This is a genomic window from uncultured Marivirga sp. (assembly GCF_963974845.1).
GTDB classification, from domain to species: Bacteria; Bacteroidota; Bacteroidia; order Cytophagales; family Cyclobacteriaceae; genus Marivirga; species Marivirga harenae.
This window is the reverse complement of the sequence record NZ_CAXBEQ010000002.1, coordinates 43,381-63,015: the sequence shown is the minus strand read 5'-3', so window position 1 is coordinate 63,015 and position 19,635 is coordinate 43,381. Positions and strand designations below refer to the sequence as shown.

Sequence of the window (19,635 nt, the reverse complement as noted above, 5' to 3'; positions counted from 1 at the left end):
TTGCGTCTTTAAATAACGTCAAATATGCAACCACACATATTTGGCAGTAAGGCATTCTCAACATTGATGCCAAAGTCATAAGCTAAGTGAAGTGTACTAAAAAATTTATTTTAAAGAGGAGATATTTTGAAGACGAAAGGATTAAAGAAGGACAAAGTTAATGTAGTAACCTTGGGATGTTCCAAAAACTTGGTGGATTCAGAGGTGATGATCACGCAGTTGAGGGGAAATCAGATCGATGTGACGCACGAATCAGATAAAGATGATTCCAACATCATAGTGGTGAATACTTGCGGGTTTATTGATAATGCCAAGCAAGAATCAATAGACACCATTTTACGCTATGCAGATGCCAAGGAGGAAGGTTTGATTGAAAAGCTTTATGTTACAGGCTGTCTTTCTCAACGATATAAAGATGATTTAGAAAAGGAAATTCCACAGGTTGATGCTTTTTTTGGCACTATGGAATTGCCAATGCTATTAAAAAAATTCAATGCTGATTATAAGCATGAATTAGTGGGGGAAAGGATTACCACTACTGCCAATCATTTTGCTTACATGAAAATAGCAGAGGGTTGTGATAGGCCATGCTCTTTCTGCGCTATTCCTATCATGCGAGGAAAACACGTTTCTCGACCTATTGAGGAATTGGTGAAAGAAGCCAAGAATATGGCCAGAAATGGCACAAAAGAAATCTTGCTTATTGCTCAAGATTCTACCTATTACGGACTCGATATTTATAAAAAAAGAAATCTTGCCGAGTTGTTGAAACAACTTTCTGATGTAGAAGGGATAGAATGGATAAGATTGCATTACGCTTTTCCTACGGGTTTCCCTGAAGATATATTGGATGTGATGGCAGAGCGAGATAATATCTGCAATTATTTGGATATGCCCCTTCAGCATGGCTCAACTAAAATGCTGAAAATGATGCGAAGAGGAACTACACGTGAGAAGCAAGAAGCCTTGATCGCAAAAATTAGAGAGAAAGTTCCGGGTATAGCTTTACGAACCACCTTGATTGCTGGGCATCCTGGTGAAACAGAGGAAGATTTTCAAGAAATGATGGATTTTGTTAGAAATACAAGGTTTGATCGCTTAGGTATTTTTCCTTATTCACATGAAGAAAACACGCATGCTTTTAGTTTTGAAGATGATGTTCCTGCTGAAATCAAACAAGATAGAGCGGATGCCGTAATGGAATTACAAACTCAAATTTCTCAAGAGTTAAACGAAGAGAAAATTGGTAAGACTTTTAAGGTGTTGGTAGATAGAAAAGAAGGTGGTTTCTTCATTGGTAGAACAGAGCATGACTCACCTGAAGTTGATAATGAAGTCTTGATTGATGCTACAGAAAGCTATGCCAGAATTGGCGATTTTGTGGAAGTAGAAATCACGGATGCCACCGAGTTTGACTTGTATGGTAATATGAAGTAATAATACAGTGTCTTTTTGACAAAATAATTGAGATGCTGGATAATTGACCTTAATAAATAGCAAATAGAAATCTTTGTGTAGTATAATTTTGTAACCTAAATAATATGAAGGTAGAATGTATTGATTTTTCTGAAACAGGTCTTTTCGCACCTATTTTTAATGATTTTGTTCAGCAAAAAGAAGAACTAAAGAAATTCTACCACCGCTATCCTAATCTAGAAGCTTTTCAAGAGCAAGTAAAGGAGAAATCTGAACATAAGGTCAATAGAGAAGTGCTTGTGGAGGTTCTGAAATCTCAATACGCACAAGTGTCTAAAGTTGAAGAAGCTGTTAATAAGAATATAGATAGTCTGGGTGATGAAAAAACATTTACAGTCACCACAGGGCATCAGCTCAATATTTTTACCGGCCCGTTATATTTTCATTTTAAGATTATTACAGTAATCAATGCTTGTAAGCAGCTAAAAGCAAAATATCCAGAGTATGATTTTGTGCCTGTTTACTGGATGGCCTCAGAGGATCATGATTTAGACGAAATCAGAAGTGTTCAGATAGAAGGTCGTAAGTATAAATGGAATACAGAACAAAGCGGGGCTGTAGGTCGAATGAAAACGGACGGGCTTGAAGCTTTGGCGGAAGAGTTAAGTGCTAAGAATAGTATTTTTTCTAAGGCTTATAAAGAGGCAGGAGATTTAGCTGATGCGGTCAGAGAATATGTAAATGAGCTTTATGGAAAGAAGGGGCTGTTGGTTTTAGATGCTGATAATCATAAATTAAAATCTGAATTTAAGGCGGTTATCCAAAATGATGTTTTAAATAATACTGCCAACGAGTTAGTAGAAAATTGCTCCAGTTCCTTAGATAGTATTGGATATAAATCACAATCATTTCCTAGAGAAATCAATTTCTTTTATTTGAAAGATAGTATCAGAGAGAGGATAGTAAAGGAAAATGGTGTTTTCAAAGTCTTGGGAACGGAAATTCAATTTACTGAGGATGAAATCAAAATAGAGATTGAAAATCACCCCGATCGATTCAGTCCAAACGTGATTTTAAGACCCCTCTATCAGGAAACCATTTTGCCTAATTTGGCATATACGGGCGGCCCTGCAGAAGTTGCTTACTGGATGCAGTTAAAGCCAATGTTTGAAGCTTTTAAGACTCCGTTCCCAATTCTTTTGCCTCGTAATTTTGGAATGATTATTCCGAATCAGATTCGTCATAAAATCAAGAAGCTCAAATTGAGAGAGACAGATTTATTTACGGAGAGGGAAGAGCTGAAAAAACAAGTTACTAAAAAAATCACAGCACAAAAGCTCAATTTGAATGATGAACGTCAGCAATTGAAATTGTTGCTTTCAGAAATACAGCAGTCTGCTGGTGTTATAGATCAGAGCCTCTCACAAATGACCGAGGCTGAGTCAGAAAAAATTAGAAACTCAGTTGATAAGATTGAAAAGAAGATGATGTCAGCTGAAAAGAGAAAGCATGCAGACAAAATGCGCCAAATTGACGAGATTAAAGATTATCTATTTCCTGGCAATGGTTTACAAGAGAGAAAGGAGAATTTTTTACCATTTTATCAGGCAGATGAGAAGTTCATTAAAAAGTTAATGAAAGCTTTTGACCCATTTACCTTGCAATTCCACATAATGAGATGGGATGGATAAAAGCACTTTACGAAAAGTCTATTTAGAGAAAAGAAAATTTCTAAGTCAAGCTGAGTACGAGAGACGGAATGAGTTGCTTTATCATCGTTTGATTAAGTTTCTAGAGGATAATCACTTCAATAGCATCCATACCTTTATACCCATCAAAAAAAACAAAGAGCCTGATGTTTTTCCATTTGTACAGTACTTATGGTCTGAAAAGCCGGAAGTAGATGTAATAACAGGGGTGTCTGATTTGCAAAACCCGATCATGCATCATGTGAAAATCACTCAAAGCACAACCTTTTTGGAGAACAAATGGGGGATACCAGAACCAAAAGACGGGGAATCTTATCTCATTGATAAAATTGAATGTGTGTTGGTTCCTATGGTCGTTGGGAGTAAAGGTGGCCATAGGATTGGTTATGGAAAAGGATATTATGATAGGTTTTTGGAAAAATGTAGTCCCAACACTCTTTTTATTGGAATTGCTTTAGGGCCATTATTAGACGGTGATTTGTATAAAGATCAATTTGATATCGGCATGCATAGGATGATCACTCCGTTTGAGATACGTGATTTAGGCAAGCCTATTTAGCTTCTTCCAACTTCTTTTTGATTTTCTTCTCTTTCTGCTTCAGAATTTGGAGTGCTATTTGTCTTGCGCTTTCTTCGTCAATTGTATTAAACAAATCGTGCGTTTCAATATATTTCATACCCCTTTTGATATGTCTTTTTTGAACATGGTATAAGAATGGCTCTCTTAAACTTTCTACATCTAAACTTTTTAACTTTAGATTTTGGCTTATGGTGTCAAATACTTGTTCTACAGATAATATTTTGGTTTCAGTTAACTTCTTATAAATTAACTCAACATCTTGTCTTTTGACTTCTAAGACAGCGTCCTCAAGTTGATTTATATTAATCCCTTCATTTGATGAGCTTGCTATTACCTTATCCAGTTTGCTGTTTACCGAATCGCTGATGATATTAATTTTTTTATTGTACTTTTTCGGAAGTAGGTTTATATATTTTTTATCAACTACTGCCTGCGCTACTATTTTCGGATAAAGCGCTTTATAGGTAGTATAAATAGCTATCCCTACAATAGTCAAAATTGTAACTGCGATTACTAATCTTTTCATGATTCTAGTAATAATGTGTGCATTTTTCTATAAAGATGACTAAGTATATCAATCGTACTTATCAACTCACGTTTTTTGTATTTGTAAATTTATTGAAAATTCTTACATATTATTAGACACTATTTCTAAAATAAATGTTTCTCATTATTGAAGGTGTTTAAATCTACTGTTTTGATGTAATAAAATAATAGGATTTATCATTTTGCGAACGGCATTAATCTTTAAAAAATTGCTATTCAACATTATATATGAGGTGGTTAACGATTTTTGATCAAAATAATTAAAAAAATACATCTAATATTTATGATAGATACTTAATAATAACTAATTTTAACTATTAAAATAAATCAATAAAATATCAATAGATTAATAAATAGTTAAAATAGTATCAGCTCTTATTAATTTAATTGTTGGTAAAAAGATACATTCGAATGAAGCATACAATATTAATAATTGAGGATGATGAGCCAATGCGATTATTATTGGATGTTTTACTAAAAAAAAACCATAAGCTGGTTTTTAAGAATGATGGTCTTGATGGTATGAGATGGTTGTCAGAGGGAAATATACCGTCAGTAATTATTTCTGATTTCAAGACACCCAATATGAATGGATTTGATTTTTTTACCAGTATTTCACAAAGCGGAATGTTTTCTGAAATACCATTTGTATTTATCAGTTGTAGAACTGATGAGGCCTTCAAAAATCGATGCTTGAAATTAGGGGCAAAAGGATATTTAGAAAAGCCATTTGATCCGGATCAATTATATGATTTGTTAGACGGAATTTTTAATGATAAAATTGAGCAATAATATTATGAATGCCAATAATCACTTGTTAAATAGTAACGAAAACTTTCTGATTGAAACGGATAAAGTTTTCAAAAAAAGGTTATTGTATATTACCAATGAGGCTATTGATGAGCCAAACTTGGGCATGTTTGCAAATGTTGAAAAAGTAAATTTCGCTTTTTTACTTGAAGAAATTAATCAATGCTCATCTTCAAATGCACCTGATGCCATTATTTTTCATACTAATTATTTAGATCACATTTTTTTCAAGAACTTAAGTACATTAGGTTTTACTGTGCGTTCCTCAGCGCATCATATTCCGATAATTGTGGTGTCCAATGAAGTTGATACGGAAGTAAAGAAGAAAATCCTTAGGGTTGGTGCTGATGATTGTTTTCCAGTTGATTTCAATGCGGAGAAATTAAATTATTGGATTGATTTTCTTAAGCTATTTAAGAAGTTAACACAAGAGGACAATACTTCAAAAAACAATTTTTCTAACTATAAAATTGGTTCTACGAAGAGGGTGTTTGATATATTAGTGTCTGGAAGCCTTCTTTTATTACTAAGCCCCTTGTTTTTAATAATTGCGTTGATAATAAAGATAGAATCGCGGGGACCTGTTTTTTATGTTTCCAAAAGATCCGGTGTAGGTTATAAAGTTTTCAACTTCTTAAAATTTAGATCCATGGCTGATGGAGCTGATAAGGAGCTAAGTAAATTATCACATTTGAACCAATACGGACAAGGTAATCAAAAAAATAATGAGGTGAACTCAGTATTCTTTAAAATTAAGGATGATCCAAGAATTACTAGATTTGGTAAATTTTTAAGAGATACAAGCTTGGATGAGCTACCCCAATTGATAAATGTTGTAAAAGGTGATATGTCTATTGTCGGAAATAGACCACTTCCTTTATATGAAGCACAACAACTAACTAAAGATCAGTGCGCTTTACGTTTTATGGCAGCTGCAGGAATCACAGGTTTGTGGCAGGTAACTAAAAGAGGAAAATCTGAAATGTCTGAGGAGGAAAGAATATCATTGGACATTGAATATGCAAAAAGTAATTCATTTAAGAGTGATTTAAAGCTATTACTAAAGACTTTCCCAGCTTTATTGCAAGAAGAGAGGGTTTAAAATCATGATTGATGCTTTACATACAATAGAGATAATTGTACTGCTTTACATTATATTTATAGTAGTCTATAATTTGATTTTTGTTATTGCTTCTCTTAATTATCCAAATAAATTAAAAAAGACTCAAAACTTTTCCACGAGTATTAAATTTGCGGTTTTAGTTCCTGCATATAAAGAAGACACAGTAATTCTAAATTCCGTTAAGCAAAACTTGTTAGTTGATTATCCTAATGAGTGTTTTGACTTAATTGTGATTGCAGATCAGTTGAAATCTTCGACTTTGAAGGAACTTAACGGAACAGATGCGATCACTCATGAAGTTAAGTTTGAAAAAAGCACAAAAGCAAAAGCTATTTCAAGCGCTTTGGAGAAGTACACTAATTACACGCATGTTGTAATATTAGATGCAGATAATATCATGAGCAAAGATTTCCTTAGCTACCTAGCATTTTCATTTGAAAATGGGTCAGTTGCTATACAGGGAAGAAGGAAAGCTAAGAATGTAAATACGCCTTATTCTGTTTTAGATGGTATTAGTGAAGAAATTAGTAATACAATCTTCAGGCAGGGAGCTGAAGGAATAGGTGTTTCAAGCCCAATTGCCGGATCCGGAATGGCTTTTTCTTATGAGTTAATTTATCAAAAAATAAAAGACTCAAATGCTATTGGTGGTTTTGATAAAGAGTTTCAAATAGAGATAGTGAAGGATAATGCTCATATTAACTATGTTAAAGAGGCTTATGTGTATGACGAGAAAACAGAAGATTTAAAAGTATTTGAAAACCAACGAAAAAGATGGATTTCGAGTCATTTCATCTTTTTGAAGCGATATTTTACTTTAGGTATCAAATCTTTATTCAAAGGAAAGTTTGATTTATTTCATATGGCCGTGCTGATTCAAGCGCAACTTCCAAGAATGTTTAATTTAGGTATGTTGATGCTGTTAATCGTTTTTTCGTTTGTCTTATCTGATTTTGTATTAATCCCTTCAATTTTTTGGATGGTATTTTTAATGCTATATATGGTTACTTTGCTTTTGGCTGTTCCAAAAGCATACTTTAATAAAAATTTGATTTACGCAATCCTGAGAATACCCAAATTACTCTTTACGATGTTAGGAATACTCTTCAAAATGAAGGAGTCGAAAAGAACATTTATCCATACTCCTCACAAAAACATATAGCACAGAAATGAATTCAAAATTAACACCGAAGTATACTAGGTATGCTGACATAAAAAGGTTAGCATTTATTGTGTCTAACCTAAGGGAGTGGCATGAAAATCCTGAGGATGTCCATATTCTTGATGTAGGTTGTGGAAACGGCATTATTAGTCTTAATCTAGGTGAATTGGGGTATAATGTTCATGGAATAGAATTAAGTGAGGATGCAATAAAAATTGCAAAGGATCAAAATAAGTTTTCGAATGTAATTTTTGAGAAGGCCAATGCAGAGACTTTGAAATTGGAAGGTAAAAAATATGATGTGGTAATTTGTTCTGAAGTATTGGAACATTTGAATCAACCTGAAAATCTACTTGAAGAATTACGATATCTGATCAAAAATAATGGAGCATTAATTGTGACTGTCCCTAATGGAGTGGGGCCACGGGAGCTGTTTGTAACTCGACCATTTATTAAGATTAGGAATAATAATGGGATTAGCTGGAAATTGTTGAGCTCAATAAAAAGTAAGTTAGGTTATTCTGGGACTACTATTCAATCTGCAGCATCTGATTTAGATCACATTCAATTTTTTACAAAAAAGCAATTGAGGAAATTAGCAGAAAATTCAGGATTTGAAATAGTCATGCTTAAATCAGCAAATTTTATTGACGATGTGTTTCCATTTTCAATTGTCGCCAGAAATTCAATTAGCATTCAGAAGTTTGATTCGAAAGTTGCAGATTTACTACCTACATCATTTTCTGGTGGATATCATATGGTTTGGAGAAGGAAAGAAGATTAACTTTAAGATGATAAAGGATGTAGAAGTTAGTTTCATAACTGTCAATTACAACGGCTTGGATGATACGATGGAATTGCTTACTTCCATTGCTAATTTACAGAAAAATGACATTTCCTTTGAAACAATTGTTGTAGACAATGCTTCGAAGGAAGATCCAGAACCCAAGATTCTTTCAAATTTTCCGTTTGTAAACCTTTTGAAATCCAGCACTAACCTTGGATTTGCAGGAGGAAATAATTTAGGTATTAAACATGCCAAAGGAAAATATCTATTTTTCATTAACAATGACACAATAGTTTCTGATGATTTGGTAGAAATACTTCTTCAAAGATTTAAAGAGAATGATCAACTTGGCATGTTATCACCTAAAATTAAATTTCATGAAACTAATATCATTCAGTATGCTGGGTTTTCCCCACTTAATGTTTTGTCTCGTAATTTTGCCTATGGGAATAAAAGAGAAGACGGTGGTGAATATGAAGAATTTTTGAATACATATGCTGGACATGGTGCAGCTATGATGGTTCCAATGAAAGTAATTGAGAAAGTGGGTGCAATGCCAGAGTTCTACTTCTTGTATTATGAAGAATTAGATTGGGCCCAACAGATTGCAAGAGCAGGTTTTGAAATAAAAGTCGAGCAAAAAGCAAAGATTTACCACAAAGAATCTATGTCTGTCGGTAAGAATAGCCCTTTTAAAACCTATTATATGAATAGAAACCGGATATTGTTTGTTAAAAGGAACTTCAATGGGTTTAAGAGATTTATCGGACTTTTCTACTTGTTCTTTATTGTATCCCCTTCTAAATTATTAAAGTATTTTATTTATAGGGAAAAAGACCATTTTAAGGCTTATCTTAATGCAGTTAAATGGCATTTAAATACTCCAAAATATGAGTAGTGGTCAGACAAAAATTAATGTCTTACTTGGTATAAGACAGGGTAAAATTGGAGGAGGGGAATCACATGTTTTTGACTTAGCTAAGAATCTGGATCAAAGCAAAATTAACCCAGTAGTTTTATCTTTCACTGACGGCCCGATGGTGACTAATCTTAAAAAGATTGGTATTACGGTAGAGGTCATTAAAACAGCTAGATCTTTTGATCTTTTGGTCCTTTTAAAAGTAGTTAAATTAATAAAGAAATACAATATTGACATTATCCATGCTCATGGAACACGGGCTGCTTCAAACTTATTATTTGCTTCCAAAATAGTAGGTAAACCAATTCTTTATACGGTTCACGGTTGGTCATTTAATGATGCACAGAGTAGGAAAATCAGAACCATAAGAAAGTTAGGAGAAAGCTTTATATCCAAAAATGTTGATTTGATAATCAATGTTTCTCAATCGAATCAGAGAACAGGAAAACAATTATATAGAGGATTTAAATCTCTTCTGATAAAGTGTGGAATTAATCGTGATAAGTTCAGTTACCAAACGGACGGTAATGAGTTTAGGCAGAAAAATGATCTATCAAAAGAATTCATATGGTTTGCTTTGATAGCTAGAATGACATTTCAAAAGGACCCATTAAATATAATCAGAGGGTTTAATCTTGCTCAAAAGGAAAATGCAAAAATTAGATTAGTATTGGTCGGGGAAGGAGAGCTTGATAACGAAAAAAATGAGCTGATTAGGAATTTTAATTTAGAAGAGAAAGTAAGAATTTTGCCTTTTCATGAAAATATTCCCGAAGTATTAGCGGCTATTGATGTCTACTGTCTAGTTTCATTGTGGGAAGGTTTGCCCATTGGGCTATTAGAAGCGATGTCAATGAAAAAGGCTTGTATAGTAAGTCCAGCCGATGGGATATTGGAGGTCATAGTAGATCGAGAAAATGGTCTGATTGTTGATAAATCCAATCCGGAGCAATTAAAAAGTGCAATGCTAGAGCTTGCAAATAATTCTGAGTTCATCAAAACATTTGGAGAGAAAGCATATCAAAAGATTGATGAAGATTTTTCCATTGAAAGAATGGTGACTAGAATTGAGAAGGAATACAGCAGACTGATATAATTAAAATCACAGTTATCTAAAAAATATTTGATTATTATTATTTAACTTGATATTTAGAACCTTATGACTATTTAAAAATGAAGATTGGCATAGAAGCCCAAAGGATATTTCGTGATAGAAAACACGGGATTGATATTGTGACTATTGAACTTATCAAAGCTTTACAATTATTAGATTCTGATAATGAATACTTTGTGTTCTGTAATTCAAAGGACGAAGATGTTTCTAGCTTATTCAAGAACCTGCCTGTTAATTTTCATATTATTCAAAAGTTTTCTTCAAGTTATGCAGTTTGGGAACAAATACACCTCCCTATTTTAGCTAAAAAATATAAAGTAGATTTGTTGCATTGCACTGCCAATACTGCCCCTCTATTTTTAAATATTCCCCTAGTCCTCACCCTTCATGATATAATTTATCTTGAAAAGGTGCAGTTTATCCATGGTAGTCTGTACCAAAGAATAGGTAATTTTTACCGAAGATTACTCGTCCCCAAAATTATTAGGAAATGTGCAAAAATTGGAACGGTTTCAAATTATGAAAAGAAAAAAATATCAGATTACTTCCAAATATCTGAAAAGGACTTGGATACTTATTATAACGCATGTTCAGAGTATTTTAGAGAAAAGAGAGATAAAGAAAAAGTTGCTCAGTTTCTTAAGGAATATAATTTCCCTGATAAATACATCTTGCTATTTGGAAGTAGGGATCCTAGGAAGAACACAGAAAATTCTATAGTTTCTTACGCAAAATATGCCGGTAATACGCCCTCCGAAGAAGTACTCCCACTGGTAATTCTAGATATTGAGAAAGAATATTTCCAAAAAATTGTTAGTAGAAATCAGCTGGGTGATATAGAACATTTGATCACTACGAAAAGATATGTTTCTAATTATGATCTAGTAAATGTATATAATGGCGCAACCGTATTCTTGTTTCTGTCTACCCGTGAAAGCTTCGGAATTCCAGTTTTAGAAGCTATGGCTTGTGGAACGCCTGTAATTACTTCTGGATTAACTTCATTACCTGAAGTAGGCGGAGATGCTGCTGTTTATGTCGATCCATTGAATACAGTAGAGATAGGTAAAGAAATAAAAAGGATTTTGTCAAATGAAACAAAACGACTTTCTATGACTGAAAAGGGCCTTAAAAGGAGTAATGAATTTCAGTGGAAATACTCAGCTGAGAAATGGTTAGCTACTTATCTGTCTTTTTCTCAAAATAAAATACTTGTAAAATGATAAGATCTTTTTTTTTACTAGTCATATTTTTTAGCTATTCTTTTGTTAATTCTGCTCAGGAAATTATCAAACCAAAGTTGAATCAGGCTTCTGTTGACCAATTTAGTTTTCAGGTGCTAGGTAAATTGCCTGAAACCATCAATGAAGCTTCTGGTCTTGAAACTTTCGATTCGAATTTGTATTGGACTCACAATGATGGAGGGATTCCAGTGCTTTTTGGAATAGATTCGATTGGAACAATAATTAAAACGGTTCACTTAGCGAACAAAAATAGGGGCTGGGAAGATTTAACAAGGGATGATTACGGAAATTTATACATAGGAGCTTTTGGTAATAATAAATCGGATAAGAAGGAACTTAAAATTTATATTGTCCCGAATCCAGATAGCATAACGGCAAAGGTCACCTTAGCAAAAGTGATAAGTTTTAGTTTTGAAGATCAAAAGGCTTTTCCACCAACTCCAGATAGAAATAATTTTGATATTGATGCTTTTTTTTGCCTTAATGATTCCCTCTATTTATTTACGAAAAATAGGACAAAGCCCTATAATGGTTTAATAAATGTTTATGCGTTACCGATCACCAGCGGTGATTATATTGCTAAAAAAGTAGATGCATTTAAACTTGATGGGGCAATGCTAAATAATTGGATTACTGGAGCGGATATTTCAAAAGATAAAGGCACTATCGCTTTATTATTCCATCACAGAATTATTACAATTGAAAATTTTCTTACTCCAGTTTTTTCAAAAGGTACCTTTACAGAGTACAAGTTAAATCAATATTCGCATAAAGCTGGAATTGTTTTCACCAAGAAAAAACAATTGATGATTGTAGATGAAAGAGAAATGAATTTTATCGGAGGAAATATTTATCAATTTAATTATCAGTGACTTAGATTATTTTACTTTTTTTTTATACCTTAACATACTGTTGTAATAATTTTCTTTGAGACAGCATTAAAACCCTTTAAGTATAATGTTTCTAACTATCAACTACCAGTATGAAAAAGAAAAATATTTTAAGGATAGAATTTTGTGGCTTAACCTCATCATTTAGAAGTACTAGAATTTTATTGTTGATTTTTATATTTATTTTTCAACATAAAATTGTTCTCGCACAGAATCAATTGGCAAAAGAAAGCCCTGGTGGAACATGGTATTACGAATATCTTCCTGCCGATTATAATAGCAACACTGATGACTATCCCATCATGATTTTCTTTCATGGATTAGGTGAAAGAGGAAATAATGAGGGGGATTTAACAAAAGTTGCAAAAAACGGACCTCCTCTACATGTTAAAAATGGACATGATTTTCCATTTATTCTAATATCTCCTCAACTAAAAACAAATTTAGGAAATTGGCCGCCAAATTATATGGATGAGGTAGTCGAGCATGTTCTTAATGATGGACTTAGGATTGATTTGAATAGAATTTACGTTACCGGTTTAAGTCTGGGAGGAGGAGGAGCTTGGTTTTATGCTCACAGTTTCCCTGAGAAAATCGCTGCAGTGGCTCCAGTTTGTGGGAGTAGAAATAATCTCAATAAAGCATGTAACATTGCTGCAGAAAACATTCCTGTGTGGGCATTTCATGGTGATGCTGATGGGGTAGTTCCTTTAAATAGAACCACCCTGATGATTGATGCACTAAATGAATGCACACCGGCCATAAATCCAGCTCCACTTTTGACTGTATATGAAGGGATAGGACATAACTCCTGGTCTAGGGCCTATCGCACTGATAATTCCTTACATACTCCAAATATTTATGAATGGTTCATGCAACAAAGTAGAGCATCGATCTCTGTGGATGCTGGAGAAGATATAACTTTAAATTTACCCACAAACAATGCTTCTGTTTCAGGCACTGCCAGTTCTACAGCAGCAATAAGTACGTACCTATGGGAAAAAGTATCTGGACCATCTGCTACGCTTAGTAATACTTCCACAGCGACTTTGTCGGTAAGTAATGCAGTGGCCGGTATATATCAATTTAGATTGACAGCTACTGACGCAGATGGTAATTCTGCTTCGGACCAAATGAAACTAACTGTTGTTGATTCTAATTCGCCCCCAACGGCTAATGCTGGTTCCAATAAGCAAATACAGTTACCTACTAGTTCAACTACTATTTCAGGAACGGGTACAGATAGTGATGGAAACATTATAAGTTATTCTTGGCAAAAGATCTCTGGTGGTGCAGTTACCATTAGCAATGCAAACCAAGCTACTTTGAATTTGTCTGCTTTACAGGCTGGCATTTACGTTTTCGAGCTTACAGTAGAAGATGATGACAATGTTACTGATAGTGATGAGATGCAATTGGAAGTCTTAGAGGAGTCTAATTTGGATCCAATAGCAAATGCTGGGGTAGATATTCAAATGCAACTACCTACAAATAGCACCAACTTGGTGGGTTCAGGGACAGATGATGATGGAACTATTTCAAATTATTTGTGGGAAAAAACTTCAGGTCCTTCGGTTTCCCTTTCAAATGTTAATAATTCTACTGCAACGGCCAGCAATCTGGTAACTGGAACATATACTTTTCGACTTACGGTTACTGATGATGATGGGGCCTCTGATTCCGACTTGAAGAACGTTACTGTTCTAGATGCAAACCAAGTTCCGACTGTTTCAGTCGATCAAGTTGAACAGAGCATTACATTACCAACTAATACGGTTAATATTCAAGCATCAGCATCTGATTTAGATGGCAATATTGCTTCTTATTTATGGGAAATTGTCAGTGAAGTGGGCTCATCTAGCTTACTGAATAGTAGTAGTTCTACCCTGACGGTAAATGATTTGGACGTTGCAGGCCAATATGTATATTCTATTACTGTAACTGACAATGAAGGCGCTACAAATACTGCAGAGGCGACCGTAAATGTTAATGATCAACCAGTGAATCAACTTCCAAATGTAAATGCTGGGCCTGATAAATTCATTGTTCTTCCTACGAACCAAGTTATCCTAAATGGTACAGCATCTGACCCTGATGGGACGATTGTAAATTATGCCTGGATTAAAGTATCAGGGGGCAATGCGACACTAACGGGTGAGAATACGCAAACTCTAACTGCATCCAATTTAGTTGAAGGCAATTATCGGTTTAGACTGACTGTTACGGATGACGATGGAGCAAAACGAAGTAATGCTGTGGATGTAAATGTTGCACCTGAAGAGGTCAATATAGCGCCAATAGTTGATGCGGGGAATAATAAATCAATCACTTTGCCCACTAATTCAGTGACAATTATTGCAACAGCCTCTGATGATGATGGTATGATAAATTCTTATTTATGGGAACAGATCAGTGGAAATGCTGGTGCTACTTTATCAGGTACAAACTCGTCAACCTTAGAGGTCGGTGGACTTACAGAAGGGCTTTACAATTTTCAAATTACGGTTGAAGATGATGGAGGGAGTTTTGCCTCGGATGAAGTATCTGTTACTGTGACGGCTATAAATACCCCTCCAGTTGCAAATGCGGGGTCCAATAAAAACATAACATTGCCTAAAGATAGTGTGGATATTATTGGTTCTGGAACAGATGAAGATGGAGAAATTGTCAGTTATCAATGGACTCAAAGTAGTGGCCCTGCCTCAGCAACATTAATTAATGAAAATCAGGCTACATTGGAAGTTAAGGACTTAATTGCTGGTCAATATAGGTTTGAGATTACAGTGACTGATAATGATGGCGATTCTGACGTTGATGACCTTCAAGTTACAGTCAATGAAGAAAATAATATTAGTCCTAACGTAAATGCAGGTAATAATAGAAATTTAAATTTACCTACCAATTCCATAACAATTAATGGAGTGGCTACAGATTCGGATGGTTCAGTGGAATCAATTGAATGGACACAAGTAAGCGGACCAAGTGCTGGAATTTTGACAAATATTAGTACTTTAAATTTAACAGCGTCAGGCTTAATTGAAGGTGATTATGTTTTCCGGTTGTCTGCCACTGACGATGATGGCGCACAAGCTTCTGATGAAGTGACAGTAACGGTAATACCTGAAGATGTAAATTCTTTTCCAATAGTGGATGCTGGTGAAAATGTAACGATAAAATTACCCACAAATGCAGTTACCTTAAACGGAGCTGCTTCCGATGTAGATGGGTCTGTAAGTTCTTATAATTGGACTAAAATAAGTGGCGGAGCTGCAACCTTAACAAACCAGAATACTGCCAACCTTACGCTTTCAGGATTAATTGCAGGCTCTTACACTTTTAGATTGTCCGTCACGGATAACGAGGGAGCAAGTTCTTTTGATGAAGTTTTCGTTTTTGTTTTATCGGAATCTACAAATGAATCGCCAGTTGCAAATGCGGGTTCTGACCGACTGATTGTCTTGCCCCTTGCCTCTGTAACTATTAATGGTTCAGGAGCTGATAATGACGGACAAATTGTGAGTTATGAGTGGTCTCAAGTGTCAGGTAGTTCTCTTACCTTGGCTAATATAAATTTAGCCAAATTAACGGTTTCAGATTTAATTGCTGGCCAATTCGTTTTTCAGTTAAAGGTTATAGATGACGGGGGTGTTGAGGACAGTGATGAAATGACATTGACTGTTTCAGAGGAGGAGGTCAATCAACCGCCCGTGGCAGATGCCGGGACTGACAAAACTCTCGTCCTCCCAACAAATTCTATTGTACTCAATGGAAGTGGTTTTGATCCAGAGGGTAATGTTTCTTCCTATCTATGGACAAAAACTTCTGGAGGGAATGCAGTTCTCACCAACGCTACTAATGCTAAGCTTACTGTTAGTAATTTAGAATTGGGCACTTACTGGTTTAGGTTAAAAGTAATTGATAGTGAAGGGCTTTCTTCAACAGATCAAATGATTTTAACAGTGCTTCCTGAAAATACTAATAAAATCCCAACAGTAAATGCTGGACCTAATAAGAATATCAAGTTACCGCAGAATCAAATTACTATTAACGGTACTGCTTCAGATTCTGATGGCTCAATATCAGAAGTGTCTTGGAGCAAGTTATCGGGTGGAAACGGAAACTTGAATAACCAAAATACATTGAATTTAGAATTAACGGACTTGGAAGCTGGGAATTATACCCTAGAATTGACTGCAACTGATAATGATAATGCTAGTGCTACTGATTTAATGAGTCTTACTGTGCTTCCCGAAGATGCAAATAGTCCTCCAACAGTAAACGCTGGCTCCGATATTCAAATAAATTTGCCGAATAATTCTACTAGCATCACTGCCAATGCAAGTGACCCTGATGGTGATGAAATCAGCTATTTTTGGTCAAAAATAAGTGGTCCCCAGCTATTTATAGCTGATAATGATCAGCCGACTGTAAATATTAACGATTTGGTTGAAGGTACTTATCAAATACGTATTAGGGTGACAGATACTGAGGGTGCGGTAGCAGAGGACCTTGTGCAAATCCAAGTCTTGTCGGAAGAAATTATAGAACCACCAGTAGTTAATGCTGGTCCTAATTTATCTGTAGAATTGCCAAGTGAGGCTTTGTTGATCATAGGAGAAGCGGAATCTGAAAACGGTACTATTGCCACTGTATTATGGGAACAAATAGCAGGTGAAAATTTGACCTTATCTGGAGAAAATTCTAATCAATTAACCATTGATGACTTATCTGAAGGTATTTTTACTTTCAGATTTACCGCTACTGATAATACAGGCCAAAGTAGTTTTGATGAGGTGCAATTGAATGTCCTTCCCGAAGAAGAGGAGTTTATTCCTCAACCGCCAACTTTAAGTGCCGGTGGGGATATCATTTTGCAATTACCTGATTCAGCTGTCACAATTGAAGTTTTTGCACAGTCAGAAAACAGCTTAATTGCATCCTATAGTTGGGAACAACTTTTTGGCCCTACCGATTTACTTATTCGACCAGACACTTCCAATGTGGTTGAGTTGAGCAATTTTAAAGAAGGGGCTTATTACGTGAGAGTGAATGTTTCAAATATCGACAGTTTGGAAAATTCAGCTACAAAAAGGATAACAGTGTTGGCAGAAGATGAATTAGCAAGACCCAGAAAATTATTTTCACCTAACGGGGATGGGATAGACGATTTCTGGCAAATTGAAGGTGTGGATGGAATTGACAATTGCCAAATACAGGTTTTTGACAGGAGCGGGAAAAATGTATTTGAATCCACAGGCTATGCAAACGAATGGGACGGAAACTTGAATGGTAATCCACTGCCAGAAGGTGCTTACTATTATGTGATAAACTGCAGTGATATTGCTAAGAAATTGACTGGAACGGTGGTCATTATTAGGTAAAAAAGGAGGTGATTTAAAAATTAAAATCATGGTAAATTCTATTCAAAAAAAATGGGGAGTCTTAATAGTCTTAATGATTTCAACGACCCTGTTAAAAGCACAAGAAATCATTCCATTTAATCATTACTACCTGTCACCTGTTTATATTAATCCATCCTATACAGGTCACACTGGTTTTTTTGAATTGGAGACAAATTTTCGCCAGCAATGGACAGCAATTGAAGGAGCTCCTCAGACTATACGTTTATCAAGTCAATTGCCTTTAGGGAAGCATTTAGCCGTAGGATTAATTGCTATGAATGATCAAAGAGCATTGTTTAATACCAATCAAGCAAATTTGAACGTAGCCTATACAATTTATCCTGGAGTAGACAAAAGTACCGATCATAGAATAAGTTTTGGAGTTGGAGTAGGGGCAGATGTTACATTTATTAATAATGATTTTGTGGATAATCCTTTAGACCCTGCTTTAGATGGATTGGCAGACCAAAGTGTGAATCCTTTGGCTCAAGCCGGTATTCAATATCAATTGAATAATTTGAACATAGGCTTTTCTTTACCTTTCATGTTTCAGTCGGATGTCTATAATGAGCAAGCTTATAAAAACCCAGAATTTGATCCCCTTAAAGCAACTACAACTTCTATAAATTATGTATTTGATATTAATAGAGACGTAAGTTTTACCCCTTGGGTAATTTATCAGACATATAATAATGAATTATCTGATGGTTTTTTTCAAGCTAGCGGTTATTTCAGTTATAAGAATAATATTTGGCTAGGTGGAGGCTATCATTCTTTTAATGGGTTTACTTTTAATGTTGGGTTTCGTTTGGTTAACAAAATTAGGGCTGGTTATGCATATGAAATGTCAAATGATCAATCAAGTCAGTTTGGACAAGGATCACAAGAGTTTTATTTAAATTTTATGTCTGGTAATAGGGATTACCTCGCAGAATTACGACCACATAGAGATGAACTTTTGGTAGAAGAAGCAGTTGAAGAACCAGTCGAAGAAGTTACGGAGACAGTTACAGATTCGACTCAAATTGTTGAAGAAGAAATACAGGAAACTAAGACGGAAGAAGAAGTTGTGGAGAAGGAAACTGAACCAGTTCAGATTAAAGAAGAATATAGAAAGCCAATTGAACAGGATAGTGTGAGTAAGAAGGAATCAGAAGTTCTTGAAGAACCTATAATAAGTGAAGCGGAACCTGAGCTTGAACAGGAAGTTTCACCGAAATTTAATGAGAAGGTAGATGAGGTAATTGATAATATGGCTGGCATCTATGTGGTGGCAGGAGCATTTTCATCAAAGGAGAATGCGCAAAAATATGTTGATATGGCGAAGGAATTAGGACATAATTTATCGATCACCTACTATTCTAAAACAGAATATTATTACACTATTGCGCAAAAGACAGACAATAGAGCAATGGCACTTAAAACCTTAAATTCAATTAAGAACCTTAATGTTTTGGATTTTGATGAGAGCTGGATTTTGGAAATAAAGTAATCCTATCTGATTAGAGAGCTTTCTATTTTGATTTCCGCAAGTTTGGTATTTCGAGCTAACGAAGGAATACTTTGTCCTAATTTAGGCCCAAAAATCTTTTTGAACTGGCTACAATTTTTGAATCAAGCCTTAATACGTTCAGGGCGTCATTTAGGAAAGTTTCTTTCTATATTATAAAAAGAAAATTCTTCGAAGTCTTAAGTAAGCAGAATACAGTAGATAACGGATACATTTAGACTTTAAAAAAAACACACCATAATTTTGCGTTATAGCCTGTCCCAGATTGCTGAGTGAGTGCCTGTATTAATTGAACTCAAGACTTTAAGGGATAGATGAAAACTGGAGAAATGAAGTGGTCAGATTTGGTAAAGTTGGAAAACTAAAAGAAAAATATCACTGAAATTCCAGAAAAAAGCAAGCTGGATAAAAACATTCATTCTA

Annotated in this window: 14 protein-coding genes; 13 read left to right on the top strand and 1 reads right to left on the bottom strand. The window is 34.8% G+C overall.

The features are described from left to right. Positions 1-126 precede the first annotated feature (126 nt). The 3 genes from rimO to AAC601_RS04620 all read left to right on the top strand — a co-directional run bounded on the left by rimO (position 127) and on the right by AAC601_RS04620 (position 3,684). A complete protein-coding gene (gene rimO, locus AAC601_RS04630; protein WP_303270880.1) occupies positions 127-1,437 on the top strand; it encodes a 30S ribosomal protein S12 methylthiotransferase RimO in 1,311 nt (436 codons plus the stop codon). A gap of 104 nt (positions 1,438-1,541) precedes the next feature. After that, entirely contained in the window at positions 1,542-3,107 is a 1,566-nt protein-coding gene (gene bshC, locus AAC601_RS04625; RefSeq protein ID WP_303270879.1) for a bacillithiol biosynthesis cysteine-adding enzyme BshC, read from the top strand. After that, positions 3,100-3,684 (top strand): 5-formyltetrahydrofolate cyclo-ligase, encoded by a 585-nt coding sequence (locus AAC601_RS04620; protein ID WP_303270878.1) that lies wholly within the window; start codon positions 3,100-3,102, stop codon positions 3,682-3,684. Before bshC ends, AAC601_RS04620 begins: the two co-directional genes overlap by 8 nt. Here AAC601_RS04620 and AAC601_RS04615 read toward each other — a convergent pair. Next, on the bottom strand, positions 3,677-4,231 hold the full coding sequence (locus tag AAC601_RS04615) for a hypothetical protein (RefSeq protein ID WP_303270877.1): 555 nt from the start codon (positions 4,229-4,231) through the stop codon (positions 3,677-3,679). The two genes, AAC601_RS04620 and AAC601_RS04615, sit on opposite strands and share 8 nt — an antisense overlap. A gap of 431 nt (positions 4,232-4,662) precedes the next feature. On the opposite strand from AAC601_RS04615, the gene AAC601_RS04610 reads away from it, so the two are divergent. From AAC601_RS04610 to AAC601_RS04565, 10 genes are all read left to right on the top strand, one after another. After that, positions 4,663-5,043 (top strand): response regulator, encoded by a 381-nt coding sequence (locus AAC601_RS04610; RefSeq protein WP_340152613.1) that lies wholly within the window; start codon positions 4,663-4,665, stop codon positions 5,041-5,043. Then, entirely contained in the window at positions 5,033-6,163 is a 1,131-nt protein-coding gene (locus tag AAC601_RS04605) for a sugar transferase (protein ID WP_340152612.1), read from the top strand. Before AAC601_RS04610 ends, AAC601_RS04605 begins: the two co-directional genes overlap by 11 nt. A gap of 4 nt (positions 6,164-6,167) precedes the next feature. Then, positions 6,168-7,346 (top strand): glycosyltransferase family 2 protein, encoded by a 1,179-nt coding sequence (locus AAC601_RS04600; protein ID WP_340152611.1) that lies wholly within the window; start codon positions 6,168-6,170, stop codon positions 7,344-7,346. Positions 7,347-7,353: 7 nt separating this feature from the next. After that, on the top strand, positions 7,354-8,130 hold the full coding sequence (locus AAC601_RS04595; protein WP_303270873.1) for a methyltransferase domain-containing protein: 777 nt from the start codon (positions 7,354-7,356) through the stop codon (positions 8,128-8,130). Then, a complete protein-coding gene (locus tag AAC601_RS04590; RefSeq protein ID WP_340152610.1) occupies positions 8,093-9,031 on the top strand; it encodes a glycosyltransferase family 2 protein in 939 nt (312 codons plus the stop codon). Before AAC601_RS04595 ends, AAC601_RS04590 begins: the two co-directional genes overlap by 38 nt. Further along, a complete protein-coding gene (locus tag AAC601_RS04585; RefSeq protein WP_340152609.1) occupies positions 9,024-10,148 on the top strand; it encodes a glycosyltransferase in 1,125 nt (374 codons plus the stop codon). Before AAC601_RS04590 ends, AAC601_RS04585 begins: the two co-directional genes overlap by 8 nt. 77 nt (positions 10,149-10,225) lie before the next feature. Beyond that, positions 10,226-11,389: a glycosyltransferase family 1 protein gene (locus tag AAC601_RS04580; protein ID WP_303270870.1), complete on the top strand. Its 1,164-nt coding sequence runs from the start codon at positions 10,226-10,228 to the stop codon at positions 11,387-11,389. After that, complete coding sequence (locus AAC601_RS04575) at positions 11,386-12,282, top strand: hypothetical protein (RefSeq protein ID WP_303270869.1); 897 nt, start codon at positions 11,386-11,388, stop codon at positions 12,280-12,282. The genes AAC601_RS04580 and AAC601_RS04575 overlap by 4 nt, the downstream gene beginning before the upstream one ends. A 110-nt stretch (positions 12,283-12,392) precedes the next feature. Next, complete coding sequence (locus AAC601_RS04570) at positions 12,393-17,681, top strand: tandem-95 repeat protein (RefSeq protein WP_340152608.1); 5,289 nt, start codon at positions 12,393-12,395, stop codon at positions 17,679-17,681. 28 nt (positions 17,682-17,709) lie between these two features. Next, positions 17,710-19,194, top strand: a complete 1,485-nt coding sequence (locus AAC601_RS04565; protein WP_303270867.1) for a PorP/SprF family type IX secretion system membrane protein — start codon at positions 17,710-17,712, stop codon at positions 19,192-19,194. Positions 19,195-19,635: the final 441 nt, after the last annotated feature.

Bases quoted from the DNA above. Each gene is read 5' to 3' on its own strand.
- bshC (WP_303270879.1), top strand. From the start codon at position 1,542: ATGAAGGTAGAATGTATTGATTTTTCTGAAACAGGTCTTTTCGCACCT.
- AAC601_RS04620 (WP_303270878.1), top strand. From the start codon at position 3,100: ATGGATAAAAGCACTTTACGAAAAGTCTATTTAGAGAAAAGAAAATTT.
- AAC601_RS04615 (WP_303270877.1), bottom strand. From the start codon at position 4,231: ATGAAAAGATTAGTAATCGCAGTTACAATTTTGACTATTGTAGGGATA.
- AAC601_RS04610 (WP_340152613.1), top strand. From the start codon at position 4,663: ATGAAGCATACAATATTAATAATTGAGGATGATGAGCCAATGCGATTA.
- AAC601_RS04600 (WP_340152611.1), top strand. From the start codon at position 6,168: ATGATTGATGCTTTACATACAATAGAGATAATTGTACTGCTTTACATT.
- AAC601_RS04595 (WP_303270873.1), top strand. From the start codon at position 7,354: ATGAATTCAAAATTAACACCGAAGTATACTAGGTATGCTGACATAAAA.
- AAC601_RS04585 (WP_340152609.1), top strand. From the start codon at position 9,024: ATGAGTAGTGGTCAGACAAAAATTAATGTCTTACTTGGTATAAGACAG.
- AAC601_RS04580 (WP_303270870.1), top strand. From the start codon at position 10,226: ATGAAGATTGGCATAGAAGCCCAAAGGATATTTCGTGATAGAAAACAC.
- AAC601_RS04575 (WP_303270869.1), top strand. From the start codon at position 11,386: ATGATAAGATCTTTTTTTTTACTAGTCATATTTTTTAGCTATTCTTTT.
- AAC601_RS04570 (WP_340152608.1), top strand. From the start codon at position 12,393: ATGAAAAAGAAAAATATTTTAAGGATAGAATTTTGTGGCTTAACCTCA.
- AAC601_RS04565 (WP_303270867.1), top strand. From the start codon at position 17,710: ATGGTAAATTCTATTCAAAAAAAATGGGGAGTCTTAATAGTCTTAATG.